We start from the raw sequence: 22707 nt of genomic DNA on the forward strand, positions 1-22707 counted from the left end.
GGACCGAGACTTGGGGTAGGGCCAGGCATACCCCCGGATGTCTGTCCCGCCGGATTACGTCCGCCCCCACCCGCCTTCTACCGTGATCGCCATGACGGTGTGGCAGGCGCTGAGCAGGCGCGGATATCTGGGGTCGGCGTGGCCGTGGCGGTCGGTCGCGTTCCTGGCGAGCGGTGCGGTGTTCGGGGCGGTCGTGCTGGTGGTGATCGTCGCGGGGGCCGTCGTGGGCGGCGCCACGGCCGTCGTGCTCGTCGGACTGCCGCTGCTCGTGCTCACCGCGCTGTGCGGGATCCCCGTGGCCGCCGCCGAGCGGTGGCGGCTGCGGCTGGCGGGGGTGGGGCCGGTGCCGCTCGCGCGGCACCGGGTGCCCGACGCGCCCGGGCTCACCAGGTGGCTCACCGTGCGCCTCAAGGAGGCCGCCACCTGGCGGGAGTTGGCGTACGCCGTGCTGCTCGGCCTCGTGCTGTGGCCGCTGGACGCCCTTGTGGTGGCCTTCGCCGCCGGGGTGCCGCTGTTCCTGCTGGCCACACCGCTGCTGGTCGCCGTCGACGGCGAGGCGAAGGTCGTCAAGCTGTGGACGGTCGACACCTGGTCGGCCGCCTTCGGGTTCGCGGCGGTCGGAGTGCCGCTGCTGATCGTGGGGGCGTACGCCCTCGGGCTGGCCGCCGGGGCGCGCGGCGAGGTCGCGAAGGCCCTGCTCGGCGCCTCCGGGGACAGCGACCGGGTCACCGAACTCGTCCGCTCCCGCGTCCGGTTGGTGGACGCCTTCGAGGCGGAACGCCGCCGTATCGAACGCGACCTGCACGACGGCGCCCAGCAGCGCCTCGTCGCCCTCACCATGACGCTCGGCCTCGCCCGCCTGGACGCCCCGCCCGGCCCCCTCGCCGACCAGCTCGCCGCAGCGCACGGGGAGGCCGAGAAGGTCCTCGCGGAACTGCGCGAACTCATCCACGGCATCCACCCCAAGGTCCTCGCCGACTACGGACTGGAAGCCGCCGTCGCGGACGCGGCGGACCGGAGCCCGGTCCCGGTGGACGTGGAGCTGGACATCACCGCGCGCCTGCCCCAACCCGTCGAGAACGCCGCGTACTTCGTCGTCTGCGAGGCTCTCGCGAATGTGGCCAAGCACAGCGGGGCGAGCCGGGCGGCCGTCAGCGGCGGACATGCGGACGGACGGCTCACGCTGGACATCCGCGACGACGGACGCGGCGGCGCCTCCAGCGCGAACGGCACCGGGCTCACCGGTCTCGCCGACCGGGTGTCAGTGCTCGATGGCAGACTTTCCCTGTCCAGCCCGCCGGGTGGACCGACCCTGCTGCGAGTGGAGATCCCTTGCCGGCCGACCGAGCCCTGCGCGTAGTCCTCGCCGAGGACAGCGTGCTGCTGCGCGACGGACTCGTCGGGCTGCTCACGCGGTTCGGGTACGAGGTGGTCGCGGCCGTCGGCGACGCGGACGCGCTCCTGGCGGCGGCCGCCGAGCACACGCCCGACGTGGTCGTGACGGACGTCCGGATGCCGCCCGGCTTCCAGGACGAGGGGCTGCACGCGGCCGTGAAGCTGCGCGAGGAGCGGCCCGGACTGCCGGTCCTGGTGCTCAGCCAATACGTGCAGCGGGCGTACGCCGCCGAGCTCCTCGACTCCGGCGACGGGACCGGCGTCGGCTATCTGCTCAAGGACCGGGTGGGCCAGGTCGAGGAGTTCGTGGACGCGCTGCGGGAGGTCGCGGCCGGTGGCACGGTCGTGGACTCCGAGGTCGTACGACAGCTGCTGCGCCGCCGCCGGGATCCGCTCGCCCGGCTCAGCCCGCGCGAGCGGGAGGTGCTGGGGCTGATAGCGGAGGGGAAGTCGAACGGCGCGATCGCCAAGGCGCTGGTGGTGTCGGACGCGGCCGTGGGCAAGCACATCGGCTCGATCCTCACCAAGCTGGACCTGCCGCCGGCGGACGACACCCACCGGCGGGTGCTGGCGGTGCTCGCGTACCTCAGAAGCTGACCCCGCGGGACTTCTCAGAGGGTCTTCGCGAAGCAGCGGCTCGCCTCGTGGTGCCGGTAGTAGCCGAACTTCTCGCACGGCTCGTAACCGCTGGAGGTGTACAGCGCGATGGCCTCCGGCTGCTTGTCGCCGGTCTCCAGGACCATGCGGACCCGGCCCGCCGCCCGGGCGTCCTCCTCCAGTGCCGCCAATATGCGCCGGGCGAGCCCTCTGCCCCGCGCCTGCTCTATGACGTACATCCGCTTCACCTCGGCGTCGCCGTCGCGGTTGCCCTCCTCGTTGGCGTCCCGGACACGCCAGCCGCCCGTGGCGACGGGGACGTCGCTCTCGTCGTAGGCGATGAGATACGCGCCGTTCGGCGGCTCGAAGTGGGCCGGGTCCATGTGCGTGGCGTCGCCGTCGTCGCCGTAGCGGGCGGCGTACTCGGCCTGGACCTGGTCGTTGAGCTTCACGGCGTCGGGGTGGTCGAAGGAGACGCGACGGATATTCATGCTGCCTACCGTATGTCAATGCATTCCAGAACGGGATCCAGTCCAGTCTGCCGGTATCGTGCCGGGGTGCTCACTGTGACCTCTGTGAATGTGAACGGACTGCGCGCCGCCGCGAAGAAGGGCTTCGTGGAGTGGCTCGCGGACACCTCCGCCGATGTGCTGTGCCTCCAGGAGGTGCGCGCCGAGCCGCAGCAGCTGCCCGAGGAGGTCCGCACGCCCGACGGCTGGCACGTGGTGCACGCGCCCGCCGCCGCCAAGGGCCGCGCCGGCGTCTCCCTCTACACCCGCCGCGAGCCGGACCGCGTCCGGATCGGCTTCGGCTCGTCGGAGTTCGACACCAGCGGCCGCTACGTCGAGGCCGACCTCCCCGGCGTCACTGTCGCCTCCCTCTACCTCCCCTCCGGCGAGGTCGGCACCGAGCGCCAGGACGAGAAGATCCGCTTCATGGACGAGTTCCTGGCGTATCTCAAGGACCTGCGCGAGCGCGCCGCCGCCGACGGCCGCGAGGTCGTCGTCTGCGGCGACTGGAACATCGCCCACCAGCCCGCCGACCTGAAGAACTGGCGCGCCAACCAGAAGAACTCCGGGTTCCTGCCGGAGGAGCGGGAGTGGCTGACGCGGGTCTTCGACGCCGCCGACGGGGGCTATGTCGACGTCGTGCGGGCACTGCATCCCGATGTCGAGGGGCCGTACTCGTGGTGGTCGTACCGTGGGCGGGCGTTCGATAACGATTCAGGATGGCGCATCGACTACCACGTCTCCACGCCCGGACTGGCGGCCAAGGCCGTCAAGGGATTCGTCGAGCGCGCCGCCACGCATGCGGAGCGCTGGTCGGATCACGCCCCCGTGACTGCGGTCTACGACCTCTAGTGCCGCGGCAGGCAACGTTTGCCCGTCAAGGAGCGGCGTCGTGGGGGTCCCTCCCGCCCGAGCCGTGCGAAGCGCGGTTCGAGGGTGGGGGAGCGTGCTCTCGGCGTGCCGGCCGGAAGCCCTCGTACTGGACGTACTTGGGCTTTCGGCCGGCCTCAAGGCAGTGGGGGAGCGTGCCGGGCGTCGCGACGGGGCAAACGTTGCCTGCCGCGGCACTAGCTAGTCCCGCTTGCGCAACCGCCGGTCCAGCGCCAGTGACAGCTCCGCCTCCACCACGCTTCTCGCGAGGGGGCGCAGGCGTTGCATGTCGTTCTCGGTGGCGTGGCGGAGGACCAGTTCGGCGAACATCTCGGCCAGGTCGTCGACGTGTTCGCGGACGCGTTTGCCCGCTGCCAGGACCTCGGCGAGGGGGATGCCCTCGGCGACCAGGGCGGAGGAGACGTCGAGGAGGCGGCGGCTGATGTGGACGATCTCGTCGCCGTCGGTGCCGAGGTAGCCCAGCTCCAGGGCGGCGGCGAGGTTGTCCGTGGTGACCTGGCCCTCGAAGCGGGCGGCGAGTTCCTCGGGGGTGAGGCGGACCGGTTCCTCCTCCGTGGGGGTGGCCACGCCCAGGAGGTCGGCGACGTCGCGGCCGTGGTCGAGGGCCTCCGCCAGTTCCGCGATGCCGGTGAGGGTGTGGCCGCGTTCCAGGAGCGCGGCGATGGTGCGCAGCCGGGCCAGGTGGTGGTCGTCGTACCAGGCGATACGGCCCTCACGGCGGGGCGGCGGGATCAGTTTGCGTTCGCGGTAGAAGCGCAGGGTGCGCGGTGTGATGCCGGCCAGGCGGGCCAACTCCTCCATGCGGTACTCGCGCTTCTCGGTCACGCCCGCAGCCTATGTTGTACCTCCGGTAACTTTCCTGGCCCCGCCCCCTACCCATCGGTAAGGAGCTGTCCTACGCTCCCATTGCGCCAGTGTTTACTGGCGGAATCCGAAGAGCGATGCGTGGAGGCTTCGGGATGACCGAGCACGAGCATGTGCGGGTGGCGGTGATCGGGTCCGGGTTCGGGGGGCTCGGGGCCGCCGTGCGGCTGCGGCGCGAAGGTGTGACCGACTTCGTCGTCCTGGAACGGGCCGGCAGCGTCGGGGGCACCTGGCGGGACAACAGCTACCCGGGGTGCGCCTGTGACGTACCGTCCCATCTCTACTCCTTCTCTTTCGCGCCCCATCCCGACTGGCCGCGCACCTTCTCCGGGCAGGAGCACATCCGGGCCTATCTGGAGCACGTAGCCGACGTCTTCCGGCTCCGGCCCCATCTCCGCTTCGACTCCGAGGTCAAGATGATGACCTGGGACGCGGACCGGCTGTGCTGGGACATCGAGACCAGCAGCGGGCGGCTCTCCGCCGACCTCGTCGTCTCCGCCACCGGGCCGCTGTCCGACCCGAAGACCCCCGACATCCCGGGCCTGGACTCCTTCCCCGGCAAGGTCTTCCACTCCGCCCGCTGGGACCACGACTACGACCTGCGCGGCAAGCGGGTCGCGATGGTCGGGACGGGGGCCTCCGCGATCCAGATCGTGCCCGCCATCCAGCCCGAAGTCGCCCAGCTGACCCTTTTCCAGCGCACCCCGCCCTGGGTCATGCCGCGTGTCGACCGGTCCATCACCGGCTTCGAGCGCCGGCTGCACCAGCAGCTGCCCTTCACCACCTACGCCCGCCGCGGACTCCTGTGGGGCATCCGGGAGTTGCAGGTCCAGGCCTTCACCAAGCGGCCGGGCGAGCTCGGGCTGGTCGAGAAGCTGGCCAAGAGCAACATGGCCCGCGCCATCAAGGACCCGGCGCTGCGGGCCAAGCTGACCCCCGACTACCGCATCGGCTGCAAGCGGATCCTGCTGAGCAGTACGTACTATCCGGCGCTCGCCCAGCCCAATGTCGATCTGGTCGCCAGTGGGCTGAGCGAGGTCCGCGGCTCCACCCTCGTCGCCGCCGACGGCAGCGAGGCCGAGGTCGACGCGATCATCTTCGGGACCGGCTTCCATGTCACCGACATGCCGATCGCCGACCGGGTGATGGGGGCGGACGGACGCACCCTCGCCGAGGCCTGGAAGGGCGGGATGGAGGCCCTGCGGGGCGCCTCCGCCGCCGGCTTCCCCAACTGGATGACGATCATCGGGCCCAACACCGGGCTCGGGAACTCCTCGATGATCCTGATGATCGAGTCCCAGCTGAACTACCTGGCCGACTTCGTACGGCAGCTCGACGTCCTCGGCGGCCGCGCCGCCCTCGACGCCCGGCCGAGCGCCGTGCACGCCTGGAACCGGCGGGTGCAGGAGCGCATGAAGCGCACGGTGTGGAACACCGGCGGCTGCACCAGCTGGTACCTCGACGCGGGCGGCCGCAACACCACCATCTGGCCGGGGACCACGACCGAGTTCCGGCGCGCGACGCGGCGCGTGGACCTCGCCGAGTACGAGGTGCTCCGCGGCAAGGACGTCAAGGCGATCAACGAAGACAAGCAAGACAAGCAAGGCGAGCAAGGCGAGCAGGGCAAGGGCGACAAGGAAGAGGTGAACGCGTGAGCCGTCTCCTGCACGTCTCCTCCGGGCCCTACGCCCCACCCGTCCCCGCCCGTGAGCTGACCGCCGTCTCCGCCGACGGCGCACCTCTGCACGTGGAGGTGCACGGGCCCGAGAACGCGCCCCCCGTCGTCCTCGCGCACGGCTGGACCTGCTCGACCGCCTTCTGGGCGGCGCAGATACGCGACCTCGCCGTCGACCACCGGGTCATCGCGTACGACCAGCGCGGCCACGGACGCAGCCCGGCGAGCCCGGCATGCAGCACCGATGCCCTCGCCGACGACTTCGAAGCCGTACTGAAGGCGACTCTCGCCCCCGGCGAGAAGGCCGTGATCGCCGGTCACTCCATGGGCGGGATGACGGTGATGGCGGCGGCCGACAGGGCGGCCTTCCGGGAGCACGCGGCCGCCGTCCTGCTGTGCAGCACCGGTTCCTCGCGCCTGGTCGCCGAGTCGACCGTCGTACCGATGCGGCCCGGACGGCTGCGGACCTGGCTGACCAAGCACATCCTCGGCTCGCGGGCGCCGCTCGGACCGGTCACTCCGCTCGCGCGGCGGATCCTCAAGTACGGGACGATGGGCCCCGGTTCGGCCCCGCACATGGTCGAGGCATGCGCGCGGATCGTGCACGCGTGCCCGCGCAAGGTGCGGTACTCCTGGTCGCACGTCCTCGATCTGCTCGACCTCGACCACGGGGTGCGGTCCCTTGAGGTGCCCACGGCTGTCGTCGTCGGTACGGCCGACCGGTTGACGCCGCCCGTGCACGCGCGTTCGCTGGTGGCGGCGCTGCCCCGCTGTGTCGGGGTCACCGAGCTGCCCGGAGTCGGGCACATGACGCCCGTGGAGGCGCCCGAGCTGGTCACCGGGAAGATCAGGGACCTCGTGACGACGTACGCAACGATCAAGGAGGGTGCATGACCAGGGTCAGCCTCGAAGGACAGGTCGCCGTCGTCACCGGAGCGGCACGCGGTGTCGGCGAGCTGCTCGCCCGCAAGCTGTCCGCGCGCGGGGCGAAGGTGGCGCTGGTCGGCCTGGAGCCGGACGCCCTCAAGCAGGTCTGCGAGCGGCTGCACACCGACAGCGGCCACTGGTACGCCGATGTCACCGACCACGAGGCGATGGCGCAGGTCGCGCGGGAGGTGAAGGAGCGGTTCGGGAAGGTCGACATCGTGGTGGCCAACGCCGGTGTGGCCAGCGGCGGTCCCTTCGTCGACTCCGATCCGGAGGCCTGGCGGCGGGTGATCGAGGTGAACCTGATCGGGTCCGCGGTGACCGCCCGCGCCTTCCTGCCGGTGCTGATGGAGAGCCGGGGGTATCTGCTGCAGATCGCCTCGCTGGCCGCCATCACTCCGGCGCCGATGATGACCGCGTACTGCGCGTCCAAGTCCGGCGTGGAGGCGTTCGCGCACAGTCTGCGGGCCGAGGTCGGGTACAAGGGCGTGCGGGTGGGCGTCGGGTATCTGTCGTGGACCGACACCGACATGGTGCGCGGGGCCGATCAGGACGACGTCATGCGGGAGTTGCGGCAGCGGCTGCTGTGGCCGGCCAACAAGACGTATCCGCTGGGTCCGGCGGTCGACCGGATCGTGGCCGGCATCGAGCGGCGGTCGAGCCATGTGTACGGGCAGGGGTGGCTGCGCGGGATGCAGGGGGTGCGCGGGTATCTGCCGGGGCTCATCGGGACGGTCGGACAGCGGGAGATGCGGCGGTTCGGGGACCGGTTGGCGGGGGTCCATTCGGGGCTCGTCGGTGCAGGTGGGGCGGCTGATGAGGAGGCGCGCGCTACGCGCCGTAACTGATCGAAATGCGCACTGTGTCCCGGCGTGTGAATCTGGTCGAGGCCCCGGTACGGGGCTCATCCCCTCACCCACTTCGGGAGTGAACCCACATGGGTATGAAGGACCAGTTCCAGGACAAGTCGGAGCAGTGGCAGGAGCAGGCCAAGCAGAAGGCCCAGCAGGCCAAGGAGCAGGGCCAGCAGCGTGGCCAGGAGCGCGGCGAGCGCGGCAAGCCGCGGGACGAGCGCGGCAAGCCGCGGGACGAGGAGACGGAGCGACTCCAGCGCGAGGAGCAGGACCGTCTCGACCTCGACTACGACGCGTAACGCTGCGCTTGGCTTGAGCCGTTGAACGTGGGGTGCCCTGTGTGTTGGGGTGCCCCACGTTTGCGTTGCCGGTTTCGGGGTGCGTTGTCGGGTGCGGGCCGGTGGGGGCTGGTCGCGCAGTTCCCCGCGCCCCTGACGGCATCAGCGCATCCCCTGATTTCAGGTTCGCGGCGGGAGTTTGGGGCGTGAACGGTCCGGTACGTTCGTGTAGTCCGGGGGTGTTGCCGGGGGTGTTGTCGTCAGTAGGTCCACTGCCAGCTTCACCGCGTCGTCGAGTTGGGCGTGTCTGCCCTCCGCCCAGTCCAGCGGGGTTCGTAGGACCTCCAAGTCCGGGGCCACGCCCCGGTTTTCGACCGTCCAGCCGTACGCGTCGAACCAGGCCGCGTTCATCGGCACCGTGATCACCGTGCCGTCGCCCAGGGCGTGGCGGCCGGTCATGCCGACCACGCCGCCCCAGGTGCGTTGGCCCACCACGGGGCCGAGCTTCAGCAGTTTGAACGCCGCCGTGATCATGTCGCCGTCGGAGGAGGTCGCCTCGTCGGCCAGGGCCACGACCGGGCCTCTGGGGGCGTTCGAGGCGTACGACACCGGCTGGGCGTTTCTCGTCAGGTCCCAGCCGAGGATCGTGCGGGTGAGTTTCTCCACGACCAGTTCGCTGATGTGGCCGCCCGCGTTGCCGCGCACGTCGACGATGAGGGCGGGGCGGGAGACCTCCAGGCGCAGGTCACGGTTGAACTGGGCCCAGCCCGAGCCGCCCATGTCGGGGATGTGGAGGTAGCCGCAGCGGCCGCCGCTCAACTCCCGGACCACTTCACGGCGTTTGGCCACCCAGTCCTGGTAGCGCAGCGGCCTCTCGTCGGTGAGGGGGACCACCGCCACCCGCCTCGCCCGGCCCTCGCCCTCCGCCGGAGTGAACGTCAGCTCCACCGTCGTACCGCCCGCGCCCGCCAGCAGCGGATAGGGGCCCGTCACCTCGTCCACCGGGCGGCCGTCCACGTGGGTCAGGACCGCGCCCTCGCGGATGCCGGTGCCGGCCAGCGGGGAGCGGGCCTTGGAGTCGGAGGAGTCGCCGGGGAGGATGCGCTTCACCGTCCAGCCGGCTTCCCGGCGTACGAAGTTGGCGCCCAGGAGGCCTTGGCGGCGCTGGTAGTGGGGCGGGCCCTCGTTGCGGCGGGCGGCCGTCACGTAGGCGTGGGAGGTGCCCAGCTCGCCGAGGACCTCGCGGAGCAGATCCGCGAACTCGTCCGGGGTCGCGACCCGTTCGACCAGGGGGCGGTACTGCGCCAGCACCTCGTCCCAGTCGATGCCGCACATCTCCGGCTCCCAGAAGTACGCGCGGATCAGCCGGCCGGCCTCCTCGTACGACTGGCGCCACTCGGCCCCCGGGTCGACCTCGTGCAGGATGCGGCGGGCGTCGATCCAGACGGTGGAGTCGCTGTCGCCGGACTCGGTGGCGGGCACCGCGCGCAGCTCGCCCTCGTCGACGACGACCAGGCGGGAGCCGTCGCCGCTCACCGCGAACCAGTCGAGGTGCTCGATCAGTTCGGACTTCTTCGCCTTGGTGATGTTGAAGTACTCGAGGGTGGGGCGGCCGGTCGTGTCGTCGGGGTTCGCGAACGTCTCGCCGAGCGCCCCCGAGATCGGCCAGCGCAGCCAGACCAGTCCGCCGCCCGCCACCGGGTACAGCGCCGAGTACTTCGAGGCGGTGACCGGGAAGGGGGTCACGCGGCTCTCCAGGCCCTCCACCTCGACCGTGACCGTGCTGCCGTCGTCCGGTTCGTCCTCCGCCGGGTCCAGGCCGCCCGCCGCCGGGCGGCCCTCGGGGGTCAGGGCGAACGGGGAGGGGGTCGCCGAGGACAGGGGGACCAGGTACGGGCGGCAGCCGAGCGGGAAGGACAGGTCCCCGGTGTGGACGTCGTAGACCGGGTCGAAGCCTCGCCAGGAGAGGAAGGCCAGATAGCGGCCGTCCCTCGTGAACACCGGGTTCTCGTCCTCGAAGCGGCCGTTGGTGACGTCGACGATCAGGGGGGCCGCCCCCGCCTTCGGGGAGATGCGGGCCATCTTGATCTGGCGCAGCGATCTGCCGATGCCCGGGTGGGACCACGTCAGCCACGCCCCGTCCGGGGAGAAGGCGAGGTCGCGGACCGGGCCGTTGACCGAGTGGATCAGTTCGGTGACCTCGCCGCCCGAGTTCTGTGTGCCCGACTCCTCCGCGTCGTCGGAGACGGTGATGAGGAGGAGGCGGCCGTCGTGGGAGGCGATGGCCAGGCGCTCGCCCTGGGGGTCGGCGACCATCTCCAGGACCCGGCCCAGTTCGCCCGAGGCCAGCCGCCGGGGGGCGCGGTCGCCCGTCGCCCGGGGGAGGTAGGCGATCTCCACCGCGTCCTCGCCCTCCGCGTCCGTCACATAGGCGACCTGGCCGCCCGAGCCGAGCATCTCCGGGAGCCGGACCCGTACGCCCGGAGTGTCGGTGATGGTGCGGGCGGGACCGTCGCGATGGGTCAGCCAGTACAGGCTGCCGCGGACGACGACGGCGCTCGCACGGCCGGTCTCGTCGACCGAGACGCCGTCCACGTGCTGGGCGGCCGGCACCTGGTACGGACGCCGTCCCGTGCGGGGCCCGCTCAGTCGTACGTCGAGTTTCCGCGGCTCGCCGGCGAGGTCGTCGACGATCCACAGGTCGCCCGCGCACTGGTACACCACCCGGGTGCCGTCGCTCGCCGCGTGCCGGGCGTAGAAGGCGTCGTGGTCGGTGTGGCGGCGCAGGTCGGAGCCGTCGTGGGCGCAGGAGTAGAGGTTGCCGACGCCCTCGTGGTCGGAGAGGAAGGCGATGCGGTCGCCGACGAACATGGGGGAGTGGAGGTGGCCCTCCAGGCCTTCGAGGAGGCGGTGGCCGTGCAGCCAGAGCCGTCCGGTGGCCCCGCCCCGGTAGCGCTTCCAGGCGGCCGGTTCGTGTGGCGGGGTGCCGGTGAGCAGGAGTGTTCTGCGCTCCCCTTCGAGGTCGGCGACCTGGAGGTCGGAGACCGGGCCCCAGGGGAGCTTGCGGCCGGGGTCGCCGTCGGTGGGGACCTTGTAGGCCCAGGTGAAGTAGGAGAAGGGCTCGCCGTGGGAGGCGACGGCCAGGATCTGGGCGCCTCCTTTCCCTTCGGGCGGTGTCCAGCCGCAGACCTGGGTGTCCGCCGAGCCCCAGTACGTCAGCTGTCTGCCCGGGCCGCCCTCCACGTCCACCAGATGGATCTCCGGGATCAGGCTCCGCCAGCTCGTGTAGGCGAGGTGGCGGCCGTCGGGTGAGAAACGGGGGTGGCCCACCTTGGTGCGGTCGACGGTGAGACGCGAGGCGCGTCCCTTCCCGTCGAGGGGGGCCAGCCACAGGTCGTCCTCGGCCACGAAGCACAGGAGGTCGCCGCTCAGATGCGGCAGGCGCAGATAGCTCACCTCCCCATGCTTTTCCCGGGGATGGACCGGAGCAACTTATGAAAAATGGTCGAGACCCGATCCGGCGTGAGCCACGACTCGTACGAAACGGTTTCGTTTCGAATGAGGATGCGCTACATTCGGCATGTACGAAACCGTGTCGTTCGGAGTGGAAGGCGGGAATCATGACTGAGATCGCGACGGCGCGTCGCAGTCGGATCACCCCGGAGCGTGAGGCCGAGCTGTACACGGCCGTGCTCGAACTGCTCCGCGAAGTCGGCTACGACGCCCTCACCATGGACGCCGTGGCGGCCCGCACCAAGTCCAGCAAGGCGACGCTCTACCGGCAGTGGGGCGGCAAGCCCGAGCTGGTGGTGAAGGCCATGCGGAGCCAGAAGCCGGGCGGCACCGCCGACATCGACACCGGGAGCCTGCGGGGCGACCTCATCACCCTCGTCTCCCGCGAGGACGACTGCACGATGGAGCGGAACTCCGACCTGATGCGGGCCCTGGCCATGGCCGTGCACGGAAATCCGGACCTGATGCAGGCCTTCAGGGAACTGCTCGTCGAACCCGAGATGGGCGAGTTCAAGAAGGTCATGCAGCGCTCGGTCGACCGCGGCGAGGTCCGCGCCGACTGCCCGGCGCTGGACTACATCGTCCACATGCTGGTCGGAGCGTTCGCGACCCGCACGATGATCGACCAGCTGCCGCCCACCCAGGCCTTCCTCACCTCGTACATCGACGCCGTGGTCCTCCCTGCCCTCGGCGTACCCACCCCCTGAGTCTCTCCCCGTAGTCAGCACCTGACGTCACCGCTCAAGTCGTCGGGACGATCACCCATGTCCCCACCGGGTCGATCACCCCTTCCCTGCACCGCCCCAACGACCTGACCGGGAGTACGCCCACGTGGCCACGTTCCTCTACAAACTCGGCCGGCTCGCCTTCCGGCGACGGCATTTCGTCGCCCTGATATGGGTCGCCCTGCTGACGCTCGCGGGCGTCGGCGCGGCCAGCGCCCCCAGCGCCGGATCCACCTCCTTCTCCATACCGGGGACCGAGGCGCAGAAGGCGTTCGACCTGCTGGAACAGCGCTTCCCCGGCAGCAGCGCCGACGGCGGGACCGGGCGTATCGTCTTCAAGGCGCCCGAGGGCGAGAAGATGACGGACGCCGCCAACAAGGCGACCGTCGCCAAGACCGTCAAGGAACTGCGCGACGGCTCCGAGGTCGTCTCCGTCTCCGACCCGTTCACCACGAACGCCGTGAGCAAGGACGGCACGGTCGCCTACACGTCGGTCAAGTACGAGGCCCCCGGCATGGAGCTGGCCGAATCGACCCGGGAGGCCCTGGAGAAGGCCGGGGACGAGGCCCGCGCCACCGGACTGACCGTCGACATCGGCGGCGACGCGCTGCAGGCCGCGGCCGAGCCGGGAGCGGCCGGTGAGATCGTCGGCATCGCCATCGCCGCGGTCGTCCTCGTCATCACGCTGGGCTCCCTGGTGGCGGCCGGACTGCCGCTGCTGACGGCGATCATCGGCGTCGGCATCGGTGTCTCCACCATCACCGCCCTCGCCAACGCGCTCGACCTCGGCGACACCACCTCCACCCTCGCGCTGATGATCGGCCTCGCGGTCGGCATCGACTACGCGCTGTTCATCGTCTCCCGCTACCGCGGCGAACTGGCCGAGGGCCGCGACCGCGAGGAAGCGGCCGGACGGGCCACCGGCACCGCCGGCTCGGCCGTGGTCTTCGCCGGCCTCACGGTCGTGATCGCCCTGGCGGGCCTCTCGGTCGTCGGGGTCCCGATGCTGACCAAGATGGGCCTCGCGGCCGCCGGCACGGTCGTGGTCGCCGTCCTCATCGCACTCACCATGGTCCCGGCGCTGCTCGGATACGCGGGCCGCAAGGTCCGTCCGGCGGGCGAGAAGCGCAAGGCCGACAAGGCAAAGGCGGCTCCTGAGGGACAGGCCAAGCCCGCCCTCGGCGTCCGCTGGGCGAGCTTCGTCATCCGCCGCCCGGCCGCCGTGCTGCTGCTCGGTGTGCTCGGCCTCGGCGCGATCGCCGTCCCGGCCACCCAGCTGGAACTGGGCCTGCCCGACGACGGCTCCCAGCCGACGTCCACGACCCAGCGCCGCGCCTACGACCTGCTGTCGGAGGGCTTCGGCCCCGGCTTCAACGGCACGCTGATGGTCGTGTACGACGCCGCGGGCAGCGCCGACCCCAAGGCCGACGCCACCGCGCTGACCGACAGGATCAAGGGCCTCGACGACGTCGTGACGGTGACCCCGGCGCAGTTCAACAAGGTCGGCGACACCGCGACGATCACCGTGATCCCGGATTCCAAGCCGTCCTCGGCCCAGACCGAGGACCTGGTGCACGCCATTCGTGCCGAGGGCGCCGACGTCAAGGCCGACACGGGCGCGAACGTCCTGGTCACCGGCACGACCGCGATGAACATCGACTTCTCGCAGAAGCTCACCGACGCCCTGGTCCCCTACCTGGCCCTGGTGGTCGGCTTGGCGTTCCTTCTCCTGATCGTGGTCTTCCGCTCGATCCTGGTCCCGCTGAAGGCGGCCCTCGGCTTCCTGCTCAGCGTGCTCGCCGCGCTCGGCGCCGTCGTCGCGGTCTTCCAATGGGGCTGGCTGAGCGGCCTGATCGGTGTCGAGGAGACCGGGCCGATCATGTCGATGATGCCGATCTTCATGGTCGGCGTGGTCTTCGGTCTCGCGATGGACTACGAGGTGTTCCTCGTGACCCGGATGCGGGAGGCCTACGTCCACGGCGAGAGCCCGAGCCAGGCCATCGTGACCGGCTTCCGGCACAGCTCCCGGGTCGTGGTCGCCGCCGCGATCATCATGATGGCGGTCTTCGGCGGCTTCATCAGCTCCAGCGAGTCGATGATCAAGATGATCGGCTTCGGCCTCGCGATCGCCGTCTTCTTCGACGCGTTCGTGGTCCGCATGGCGATCGTCCCGGCGGTGCTCGCGCTGCTCGGCAAGAAGGCCTGGTGGCTGCCGAAGTGGCTGGACCGCGCCCTGCCCAACGTGGACGTCGAGGGCGAGGGGCTGCGCACCCTGGACGACGACAAGGACGACAGGGACGACAAGAACGACGAGGACCGGGAGCTCGTACAGGTCTGACAGGTCTGACCTGAGCCCTGTCCCGAAGCCGTGGTGCGGTCCCCCGCACCACGGCTTCGGCGTTGTCAGTGCCCGGGTCTAGCCTGACGACCATGACCACACTGCCTGATCGCTCCCGTACGGCACTGCTCGTCATCGACGTCCAGAACGGCGTCGTGGCCGGGGCCCACCGGCGTGACGAGGTCGTCGCCAACATCGCCGTCCTCGTGGACCGGGCCCGCGCCGAGGGGATACCGGTCGTCTGGGTCCAGCACTCCGACGAGAACCTGCCCCGGGGCAGCGAGGACTGGAAGTACGTCGCGGAGTTGTCCCGCCGCGACTCCGAGCCGCTCGTCCACAAGAACTACGGCGACTCCTTCGAGGGCACCGACCTGGAGGAGGTCCTCGCCGGCGCCGGCGTCGGACGCCTCGTCGTCAGCGGCGCGGAGAGCGACGCCTGCATCCGCTCCACGATCCACGGGGCGTTCGCACGCGGCTACGACGTGACGCTGGTCGGCGACGCCCACACCGCCGGTGACAAGAGCGCGTGGGGCGCTCCACCGCCGGAGCAGGTCATCGCCCACATGAACCTCTACTGGCGCTGGCAGGAGGCCCCGGGGCGCACGGCCGGGGTGGCGGAGACGAAGGCGGTGACGTTCGAGGGGCCCGCACCGGCGGAAAAGCCCTGAGCCGTACCCGTGCCGGGAACTCGGTCGCATGCCCTCTACACCGACCGCTAGCGTGCCGTGCATGACGACGACCGACACCCCGGACTCCGGAGCCCACCCCCTGTTCGCCGCAGCCCTCGACACCCTCGGCCTCGGTGAGCTGCACGCCGAGATCCGCCGCTTCCCGGACGCCACCCGTACCGCCGCCGAGGCGGCCGCGGCGATCGGCTGCGAGCTGAGCCAGATCTGCAAGTCGCTGATCTTCGCGGCGGACGGGGTGCCGGTCCTGGTGCTCATGGACGGGGCGTCCCGGGTGGACGTGGAGCGGGTGCGGCAGGAGCTCGGCGCCGGAAAGGTGACGCGGGCCAAGGCGGACGTCGTACGGGAGACGACGGGCTACGCCATCGGCGGGGTGCCGCCCTTCGGGCACCGGACCAGGACCCGGGTCCTCGCGGACCGATCGCTGCTCGACCACGCCGTCGTGTGGGCGGCGGCCGGCACGCCGTACACCGTCTTCCCCATGGAGCCCAAGACACTGATCGCCCACGCGGGCGCCACGCTGGTGGACGTCCGCGAGCAGACCGCGTGACCCCTCTGGTCACCACGGCCGTCCTGCTCGCCGCGGTCGCCCACGCCAGCTGGAACGCCATCGCGCACAAGATCACCGACAAGTTGGTCGGGTTCACGCTCATCGCGGGCGGCGGGATGCTGATCGGGCTGGCGATAGTGCCGTTCGCGGCGTTCCCGGCGGCCAAGGCGTGGCCGTATCTGCTCTCCTCGGCGTGCATCCACATCGCGTACTACGCGCTGCTGATGAAGTCCTTCCGGCTGGGCGACTTCGGCCAGGCGTACCCGATCGCGCGCGGCACCGCGCCGCTCGTGGTCACCGTGCTCGCCGCGGTGTTCGCGCACGAGGTGCCGGACGGCTGGGCGGCGGCCGGCATCGCGGTGTCCTGCGCCGGGCTGACGGGCGTGGCCCTGTGGGGACTTCGCGGAAACCGGCCGAACTGGGCCGCGATCGGGGCGGCGTTGGCGACCGGGCTGACCATCGCGGCGTACACCGTCGTCGACGGGCTCGGCGTGCGTGCCTCCGGGTCCTCCCTCGGGTACATCGCCTGGCTGATGGCGGTGGAGGGCGTGGTGCTCCCGGCGTACGCGGCCCACCGCTGGCGGGGGCAACTGGTGCCCACGCTCCGGCCGTTCGCGGTCCTGGGGCTCGTGGGCGCCGCCCTCTCCGTCGCCGCGTACGGGCTGGTCCTGTGGGCCCAGACCAAGGCGGAACTGGCACCCATCGCGGCCCTGCGCGAATCGTCCATCATCGTGGGCGCGGCCATCGGGGCGGTGTTCTTCAAGGAGCGGTTCGGGATGCCGCGGATCGCCGCGGCGGGGCTGCTGGTGGTGGGGATCGGGCTGATGCTGCACTCCGGATAGGCCCGTACGGGTGAACCGGGCAGGTACGCCGCTGTTTCTCTGGTAGCAACGGCCCCATGGGCGGCGTATTCATCAACTACCGCAGAGGCGACCACTCGGAGACGGTGGAGCACCTCTACGCGGAACTCGACCGGCACTTCGGCAGGGGCCAGGTCTTCCTGGACCGGCCGTCCATCGTGCCGGGGCAGCGCTTCTCGGACACGCTGCGGGCGCGCGTCGACGACTGCGAGGTGCTGCTCGCCGTGATCCACCCGGGGTGGACGGACGTCCGGGACGTGTCCGGGGCGCGGCGGCTGGACGACGAGGAGGACTGGGTCCGCCGGGAGATCGAGCAGGCCCTGGCGAGCGACAAGGTGCTGATCCCGGTGTTCCTGGACGGGGTCACCGCGCCGCGGCCCGCGGAGCTGCCGCCCTCCATCCGCGAACTCGTCGGCCGCAACGGCCAGCCGCTGCGGCGCACGCACTGGGAGTCGGACCTCGCGGAACTGATCGCCGTACTGGAAGGGCTGGTGCGCCCGGACTGGCGGCCCGTCCCGGCGCCCGAGGAGCGCGGGAAGCGCCCCGGGCGGTGGCTCGGCGTTCTCACCGCGGTGCTCGCCTGCGCGGTGCTGGCCGGAGTGCCCGCGCTGCCGCAGGACGACAGCTGGGCCGGCACGGACGTCCTGCCGTACACCCTGGGCGCCGCCCTGATGTCCACGGTCCTGCTGTGCGCGCCGTTCGTCGCGGTCGCCGCCGTCCGACTCGTCCGGCGGTCCGTCGACGACCTGGAGCGCGAGCTGCACGCGGTCCGGCACCGGACGTACATCCGGCACACCTGGCCCATCGGCCTGGGGATCATCCTGCTCGGCGGATACGGGGCGGTGCTCGGCGACCAGGGCATGGCGGTGGCCCTTCCGCTGCTGCTGGTCCTCGGGGTCGCCGTCGTCCGTGCGGCCGTCACCCACCTGCGCCTCAAGAAGCGGGACGACGACCTGTGGGCGCGCTGGCCCCACCGGCTGCCCGACCGTGTGCACCGGGCCGCACTGCGCCGGGCGGTGGCCCGGCTCCACGTCCGCCTGGACCGGATGACGGCCCCGCTCTCGCTCGAACAGCGGGAGAAGGCGGCCTGGGAGCTCGACGACATCGCGGGCGCGGTGCGGCGCACGGAGCGCGAGGCGGGGCGGACGCGTCGCGAGTGGCTGAGCCAGGACCATCCCTGGCTGTTCGCCGGCTACGTCCTCTGGCTGGCGCTGACGGCCGCGCTGTTCGTGGCGTCGGGGCTCGCCTACGCCGCCGCGGGCGAGGGGACGGTCCGCCGGTACGTGGTGATGGGGGTCGCCGTCCTGACCGGCACCGCTCTGGCGCTGGGCACGCTGGAGACCGCCCACCGCCACCAGCGGCGTCAACGCCGTGAACTGGCCCGACAGGTCACCGGCTTCCGGGAGGGGCTGCTGCGACGGGTCGCGGAGCTGAGCCTGCCCCCGCGCACCAAGCCGACCGCCCCCGCCCGGCGGCCCGAGGAGTACGCCGAACCCGACTAGGGCCTGTCCGGCGGATCAGGCCGGCCCTAAGAAGCGGTGCATACCGGACCGAGCCGAGCGGGGTCTGGTGCGTGCAGCTGCAAGGCGGAGGAGGGAGTCGACGCGGAGCGTCGGCGAGTGACGACAACGCGGCAGATGTGCGTGCCAGGGCCCGCGACGCCGGCATGATCCGCCGGACAGGCCCTAGGCGCGGCCACCTTCCGAGGAGCACTCTGGAAGGAGTTCTTCCGGAGGTGATCGTCATGATGCACACCACTGTGGGATGGCACGTCGAGATGGAGTTCCAGGAGGACGACGACCGCACGAGGGCGGTCGCGATGGTCCGCCTGCCCGATGGCTCCGAGGTACGGGCCCACGGACAGGCCAGCCGCCAACGCACCGACTCCAACCAGCCGAGGGTGGGGGAGGAGATCGCGGGCGCCCGCGCGCTCAACGACCTCGCGATGCAGATGCTGGCCAAGGCGCACGGGGAGATCGACGCGGCGTCCGGGCGGACGTCGCATCCGATCCACGTCTAGTGCCGCGGCAGGCAACGTTTGCCCCGTCGCGACGCCCGGCACGCTCCCCCACTGCCTTGAGGGCGTGGGAGGGGCCCCCACTCGCCGCACCGGCCGAAAGCCCAAGTACGTCCAGTACGAGGGCTTCCGGCCGGCACGCCGAGAGCACGCTCCCCCACCCTCGAACCGCGCTTCGCACGGCTCGGGCGGGAGGGACCCCCACGACGCCGCTCCTTGACGGGCAAACGTTGCCTGCCGCGGCACTAGCCGCGCCTACAGAGCGGCACGCACCGCCCGCACCAGCGCCTGCGCCCGCGGGTCCGCCGTCACCGTCTTGCGCAGGCCGTTGGTCACATAGCCGAACGCGATGCCCGTCTCCGGGTCGGCGAAGCCCAGGGCGCCACCGCGGCCCGGGTGCCCGAAGGAGCCGGGGCCGAGGAACGGCGAGGCGCTGCCGTGCAGCATGTAACCGAGGCCGAAACGGGTGCTGATCACCAGCACCCGGTCGGGTCCGGCGGACTCCTCCGCGCGGGCCAGTCCGACGGTCTCCGGCGTGAACAGCCGTACGCCGTCGACCTCGCCGATCAGCGCGGCGTAGAGGCGGGCCAGCCCGTCCGCCGTCGTGATGCCGTTCGTCGCGGGCAGGGCGCTCGCGCGGTACGCCGGGTCGTTCTGGTCCGGGAAGGGGGTGATCGCGCCGAACGCGCGGTTGGTGAGGGAGTCAGGGTCGGCGTAGGCCTCGGTGACCGAACGCTTGGGGCGGGCGCGCAGGGCGTTTTCGGGCTCGGGCGTCTCGACGCGGCCGACCCGCCCCGTCCGGCACGCCTCCGCCTCGGGCAGCCCCAGCCACAGCTCCGCCCCCAGCGGCCCGGCGATCTCCGCCGCGATCCACTCACCGGTGCCGCGACCCGTCACGCGCCGCACGAGCTCGTCCAGCAGCCAGCCGTACGTCAGCGCGTGATACCCGTGGTCCGTGCCGGGCTCCCAGACGGGCGCCTGGGCCGCGACCGCCTCCGGCCCCCTGCGCGGGTCCAGGGCCTCCTCGGGGGTGAGCGGACGGTCCAGCACCGGCAGCCCGGCCCGATGGTTCAGCACATGCCGGACCAGCACCCGCTCCTTGCCGTGCGCCTTGAACTCCGGCCAGTACGCGGCCACCGGCGCGTCCAGGTCCAGCTGTCCGCGCTGGGCGAGCAGCAGGGGTACGGCGGCGGCGACGCCCTTGGTCGCCGAGCGCACGATCTGCGCGGTGCCGCGCTGCCAGGGCTCGCTGCCGGCGGTGCCGTCGACGTCCTTCGTGCCGGCCCACAGGTCGACGACCTTGCGCCCGTCCCGGTACACGGCGATCGCCGCGCCCCGGTCCCCGAGCGTCTCGAAGTTCCTGACGAACGCGTCCCTGACCGGCTCGAACCCCTCGGCGACCGTGCCGTTCACATCCACGTCCGTGCGCCCCGCTCTCGCTGTTCCCGCTGCTCCGTGCTCCCCCTCTACCCAAGCAGGACGGTCACGTCGATGTTCCCGCGGGTCGCGTTGGAGTACGGGCAGACCTCGTGGGCGGCGTCCACCAGCTTGGTGGCGACGTCCTGGTCGAGGACGGGGAGCGAGACGCTGAGGGCGACCGCCAGGCCGTAGCCGCGCTGTGCGTTGGGGCCGATGCCGACCTTCGCGGCGACGGTGGAGCCGACCAGGTCGAAGCCAAAGCGGCGGCCCACCAGCACCAGCGCGTTGTGGAAGCACGCGCTGTATCCCGCCGCGAACAGCTGCTCCGGATTCGTGCCGTTGCCGTCGCCGCCCATCTGCGGCGGCATCGCGACCTTCAGCTCGATCTGGCCGTCCTGGCTGGTGACATAGCCGTCCCGGCCGCCGTGCGCGGTGGCCTCGGCGACGTACATGATCTTCGTCGGACGGGTGTCGACGGAGGTGTCGACGGCGGTGTCCTCACTCATGACTGGCTCCCCCCAGAACAGGTGCGCACAAATACATCGTGCACAAGGTACTGACCGGTAGGCGAGCGTGGGATGACCAGGGGGTGGCAACCGTGGGTAACAGGAGTTCAGAGGGGGCGCTCGGCCGCGGCCCGCGCCCGGCGTGTGAGCTCCCACAACTCCTCGCGCAACCGCACGACCTCCGTGCCGCCCAGCCCGGTCGCCGATTGCAGCGCGCCCGGCACACGCGCCGCGCGCTCGCGCAGTTCCTCCCCGCGCCCCGTGCACGCGACCAGCACCGAGCGCTCGTCGTGGGCCGCGCGCTCGCGGCGCACCACCCCCGCGCTCTCCAGCCGCTTGAGCAGCGGCGACACCGTGCCGTAGTCGAGCCGCAGCGCCTCCGCTAGATCCTTCACCGTCGTCTCGCCGCGCTCCCAGAGCACGAGCAGGACGAGGTACTGCGGATAAGTGAGACCGAGCTCCTCCAGCAGCGGACGGTACGCGGCCGTCACCGCGCGCTGGGCGGCGTACAGCGCGAAGCACAGCTGCTCGTCCAGGAGCAGCGAGTCCTCAGCGGCGTGGTCCTCGTTCGTCACGCGCCCATTGTCACGGACGCCCGGCCGCACCGGACACCGAACGCGGATCGAAGCCGTAGGGCAGCTCCAGCCGGTGGGCGCGCATCAGGTCGTCGTCGCAGAGGAGTTCGGCCGTTTTGCCGTCGGCGGCGATGACGCCCTCGCTGAGGACGAGGGAGCGCGGGCAGAGCTCCAGGGCGTACGGCAGGTCGTGCGTCACCATCAGGACCGTGACGTCCAGGGAGCGCAGGATGTCGGCGAGTTCGCGGCGGGAGGCGGGGTCGAGGTTGGAGGACGGCTCGTCGAGGACGAGGATCTCCGGCTCCATGGCGAGCACGGTCGCGACCGCCACCCGGCGCCGCTGCCCGAAGGAGAGGTGGTGCGGCGGCCGGTCCCTGAACTCGGCCATGCCGACCTGTGCCAGCGCACGGTCGACCCGCGCCTGGAGTTCCGCGCCCTTCACGCCCGCCGCGGCCGGACCGAAGGCCACGTCCTCCCGGACCGACGGCATGAACAACTGGTCGTCCGGGTCCTGGAAGACGATGCCGACCTTGCGCCGGATCTCAGCCATGTGCTCCTTGCCGACGGGCAGCCCGGCGACCTTCACCGTGCCCGTGCCGCCGGACAGGATGCCGTTGAGGTGCAGCACGAGGGTCGTCTTGCCGGCGCCGTTCGGGCCGAGCAGCGCGACGCGTTCGCCGCGCTCGACGGACAGGTCCACGCCGAACAGGGCCTGGTGGCCGTCGGGGTAGGCGTAGGCGAGGCCGGAGACCTCGAGGGAAGCGGTCACAGCGTCCATCCCAGCAGACATACGACAAGGGCGGCGAAGGGGAGCGCGAAGGCGTACGTCCACTGCGCCCGGGAGGCGGTCACCTCGTCGATGACCGGCATGGAACCGGCGTACCCACGGCTGACCATGGCGAGGTGGACGCGCTCGCCGCGTTCGTAGGAGCGGATGAAGAGGGCGCCCGCGGACTTCGCGAGGACGCCCCAGTGGCGCACGCCGGACGCCTCGAACCCCCGTGACTCCCGCGCGATCCGCATCCGCCGCATCTCGTCCGTGATGACATCGCCGTAGCGGATCATGAAGGACGCGATCTGCACGAGCAGCGGCGGCAGCTTCAACCGCTGCAGGCCCAGCAGGAGTTCACGCAGCTCGGTGGTGGAGGCGAGCAGCACGGAGGCGGCGACGCCCAGGGTGCCCTTGGCGAGCACGTTCCAGGCGCCCCACAGCCCGCTCACGCTGAGGGACATCCCCAGCACCTCGACCCGCTCGCCCTCCGCCACGAACGGCAGCAGCACCGCGAACGCGACGAACGGCACCTCGATCAGCAGCCGCTTGAGGACGAACCCGGCCGGCACGCGCGCGACGCGGGCGACGACGCCCAGCAGCACGGCGTACAGACCGAAGGCCCACATCGCCTCCCGCGGTGTCGAGACGACGACCACCACGAAGGCGAACACCGCGGCGAGCTTGGTGTGCGGCGGCAGCCCGTGCACGGGCGAGTGCCCGTGCCGGTAGAGCTTGTGCGCGTGCCCGGCCCCCATG

22 protein-coding genes are annotated in these 22707 nt (G+C 71.5%); 14 read left to right on the forward strand and 8 right to left on the reverse strand.

The genetic code is table 11. From position 1 onward, the window contains the following. Positions 1 to 91: 91 nt before the first annotated feature. Together QF037_RS27185 and QF037_RS27190 are read left to right on the forward strand one after the other, a co-directional pair. Positions 92 to 1360 (forward strand): sensor histidine kinase, encoded by a 1269-nt coding sequence (locus tag QF037_RS27185; protein ID WP_307029529.1) that lies wholly within the window; start codon positions 92 to 94, stop codon positions 1358 to 1360. Further along, positions 1333 to 1992: a response regulator transcription factor gene (locus tag QF037_RS27190; protein ID WP_307029531.1), complete on the forward strand. Its 660-nt coding sequence runs from the start codon at positions 1333 to 1335 to the stop codon at positions 1990 to 1992. Before QF037_RS27185 ends, QF037_RS27190 begins: the two co-directional genes overlap by 28 nt. 14 nt (positions 1993 to 2006) lie before the next feature. On the opposite strand, the gene QF037_RS27195 is transcribed toward QF037_RS27190, so the two are convergent. Continuing rightward, entirely contained in the window at positions 2007 to 2483 is a 477-nt protein-coding gene (locus QF037_RS27195; RefSeq protein ID WP_307029532.1) for a GNAT family N-acetyltransferase, read from the reverse strand. 66 nt (positions 2484 to 2549) lie between these two features. On the opposite strand from QF037_RS27195, the gene QF037_RS27200 reads away from it, so the two are divergent. Continuing rightward, complete coding sequence (locus QF037_RS27200; protein WP_307029534.1) at positions 2550 to 3353, forward strand: exodeoxyribonuclease III; 804 nt, start codon at positions 2550 to 2552, stop codon at positions 3351 to 3353. 219 nt (positions 3354 to 3572) lie between these two features. Here the strand turns inward: QF037_RS27200 and QF037_RS27205 are convergent, their stop codons facing one another. After that, positions 3573 to 4217 (reverse strand): MerR family transcriptional regulator, encoded by a 645-nt coding sequence (locus QF037_RS27205; protein ID WP_307029536.1) that lies wholly within the window; start codon positions 4215 to 4217, stop codon positions 3573 to 3575. Positions 4218 to 4351: 134 nt separating this feature from the next. Between QF037_RS27205 and QF037_RS27210 the strand changes: the two genes are divergently transcribed. The 4 genes from QF037_RS27210 (at position 4352) to QF037_RS27225 (ending at position 8011) form a co-directional block, all read left to right on the forward strand. Beyond that, on the forward strand, positions 4352 to 5911 hold the full coding sequence (locus tag QF037_RS27210) for a flavin-containing monooxygenase (RefSeq protein WP_307029538.1): 1560 nt from the start codon (positions 4352 to 4354) through the stop codon (positions 5909 to 5911). Next, a complete protein-coding gene (locus QF037_RS27215; RefSeq protein WP_307029540.1) occupies positions 5908 to 6825 on the forward strand; it encodes an alpha/beta fold hydrolase in 918 nt (305 codons plus the stop codon). Before QF037_RS27210 ends, QF037_RS27215 begins: the two co-directional genes overlap by 4 nt. Then, positions 6822 to 7706, forward strand: coding sequence for an SDR family oxidoreductase (locus QF037_RS27220; RefSeq protein ID WP_307029542.1), 885 nt, complete (start codon positions 6822 to 6824; stop codon positions 7704 to 7706). The genes QF037_RS27215 and QF037_RS27220 overlap by 4 nt, the downstream gene beginning before the upstream one ends. Before the next feature lie 89 nt (positions 7707 to 7795). Next, positions 7796 to 8011, forward strand: a complete 216-nt coding sequence (locus tag QF037_RS27225; protein ID WP_307029544.1) for a hypothetical protein — start codon at positions 7796 to 7798, stop codon at positions 8009 to 8011. 159 nt (positions 8012 to 8170) lie between these two features. Here the strand turns inward: QF037_RS27225 and QF037_RS27230 are convergent, their stop codons facing one another. Then, positions 8171 to 11446, reverse strand: a complete 3276-nt coding sequence (locus QF037_RS27230) for a S41 family peptidase (protein WP_307029545.1) — start codon at positions 11444 to 11446, stop codon at positions 8171 to 8173. A 164-nt stretch (positions 11447 to 11610) separates the two neighbouring features. Between QF037_RS27230 and QF037_RS27235 the strand changes: the two genes are divergently transcribed. The 7 genes from QF037_RS27235 (at position 11611) to QF037_RS27265 (ending at position 18682) form a co-directional block, all read left to right on the forward strand. Further along, positions 11611 to 12210 (forward strand): TetR/AcrR family transcriptional regulator, encoded by a 600-nt coding sequence (locus QF037_RS27235; RefSeq protein WP_307029547.1) that lies wholly within the window; start codon positions 11611 to 11613, stop codon positions 12208 to 12210. Between the two features lie 124 nt (positions 12211 to 12334). Continuing rightward, positions 12335 to 14566, forward strand: a complete 2232-nt coding sequence (locus QF037_RS27240) for an MMPL family transporter (protein WP_307029550.1) — start codon at positions 12335 to 12337, stop codon at positions 14564 to 14566. Positions 14567 to 14658: 92 nt separating this feature from the next. Further along, positions 14659 to 15234, forward strand: a complete 576-nt coding sequence (locus tag QF037_RS27245) for a cysteine hydrolase family protein (RefSeq protein ID WP_307029552.1) — start codon at positions 14659 to 14661, stop codon at positions 15232 to 15234. Between the two features lie 28 nt (positions 15235 to 15262). Then, on the forward strand, positions 15263 to 15802 hold the full coding sequence (locus QF037_RS27250) for a YbaK/EbsC family protein (RefSeq protein ID WP_373463821.1): 540 nt from the start codon (positions 15263 to 15265) through the stop codon (positions 15800 to 15802). Further along, the gene (locus tag QF037_RS27255; protein WP_307029557.1) at positions 15799 to 16644 is read left to right on the forward strand and encodes a DMT family transporter; all 846 of its coding nucleotides are present in this window, start codon (positions 15799 to 15801) and stop codon (positions 16642 to 16644) included. The genes QF037_RS27250 and QF037_RS27255 overlap by 4 nt, the downstream gene beginning before the upstream one ends. Before the next feature lie 56 nt (positions 16645 to 16700). Next, a complete protein-coding gene (locus QF037_RS27260) occupies positions 16701 to 18164 on the forward strand; it encodes a toll/interleukin-1 receptor domain-containing protein (protein ID WP_307029559.1) in 1464 nt (487 codons plus the stop codon). 242 nt (positions 18165 to 18406) lie between these two features. Further along, entirely contained in the window at positions 18407 to 18682 is a 276-nt protein-coding gene (locus tag QF037_RS27265) for a DUF1876 domain-containing protein (RefSeq protein WP_307029560.1), read from the forward strand. 252 nt (positions 18683 to 18934) lie between these two features. Here QF037_RS27265 and QF037_RS27270 read toward each other — a convergent pair whose 3' ends face one another. From QF037_RS27270 to cbiQ, 5 genes are all read right to left on the reverse strand, one after another. Continuing rightward, entirely contained in the window at positions 18935 to 20098 is a 1164-nt protein-coding gene (locus QF037_RS27270) for a serine hydrolase domain-containing protein (protein ID WP_307029562.1), read from the reverse strand. Between the two features lie 47 nt (positions 20099 to 20145). Further along, complete coding sequence (locus QF037_RS27275) at positions 20146 to 20604, reverse strand: organic hydroperoxide resistance protein (protein WP_307029564.1); 459 nt, start codon at positions 20602 to 20604, stop codon at positions 20146 to 20148. Positions 20605 to 20711: 107 nt separating this feature from the next. Further along, on the reverse strand, positions 20712 to 21179 hold the full coding sequence (locus QF037_RS27280) for a MarR family winged helix-turn-helix transcriptional regulator (protein WP_307029567.1): 468 nt from the start codon (positions 21177 to 21179) through the stop codon (positions 20712 to 20714). Between the two features lie 10 nt (positions 21180 to 21189). Beyond that, a complete protein-coding gene (locus tag QF037_RS27285; protein ID WP_307029569.1) occupies positions 21190 to 21957 on the reverse strand; it encodes an energy-coupling factor ABC transporter ATP-binding protein in 768 nt (255 codons plus the stop codon). After that, the gene (gene cbiQ / locus QF037_RS27290) at positions 21945 to 22706 is read right to left on the reverse strand and encodes a cobalt ECF transporter T component CbiQ (protein ID WP_307029571.1); all 762 of its coding nucleotides are present in this window, start codon (positions 22704 to 22706) and stop codon (positions 21945 to 21947) included. Before cbiQ ends, QF037_RS27285 begins: the two co-directional genes overlap by 13 nt. Position 22707 lies beyond the last annotated feature (1 nt).

This window comes from Streptomyces canus, from assembly GCF_030815415.1.
Lineage (GTDB): Bacteria > Actinomycetota > Actinomycetes > Streptomycetales > Streptomycetaceae > Streptomyces > Streptomyces canus_F.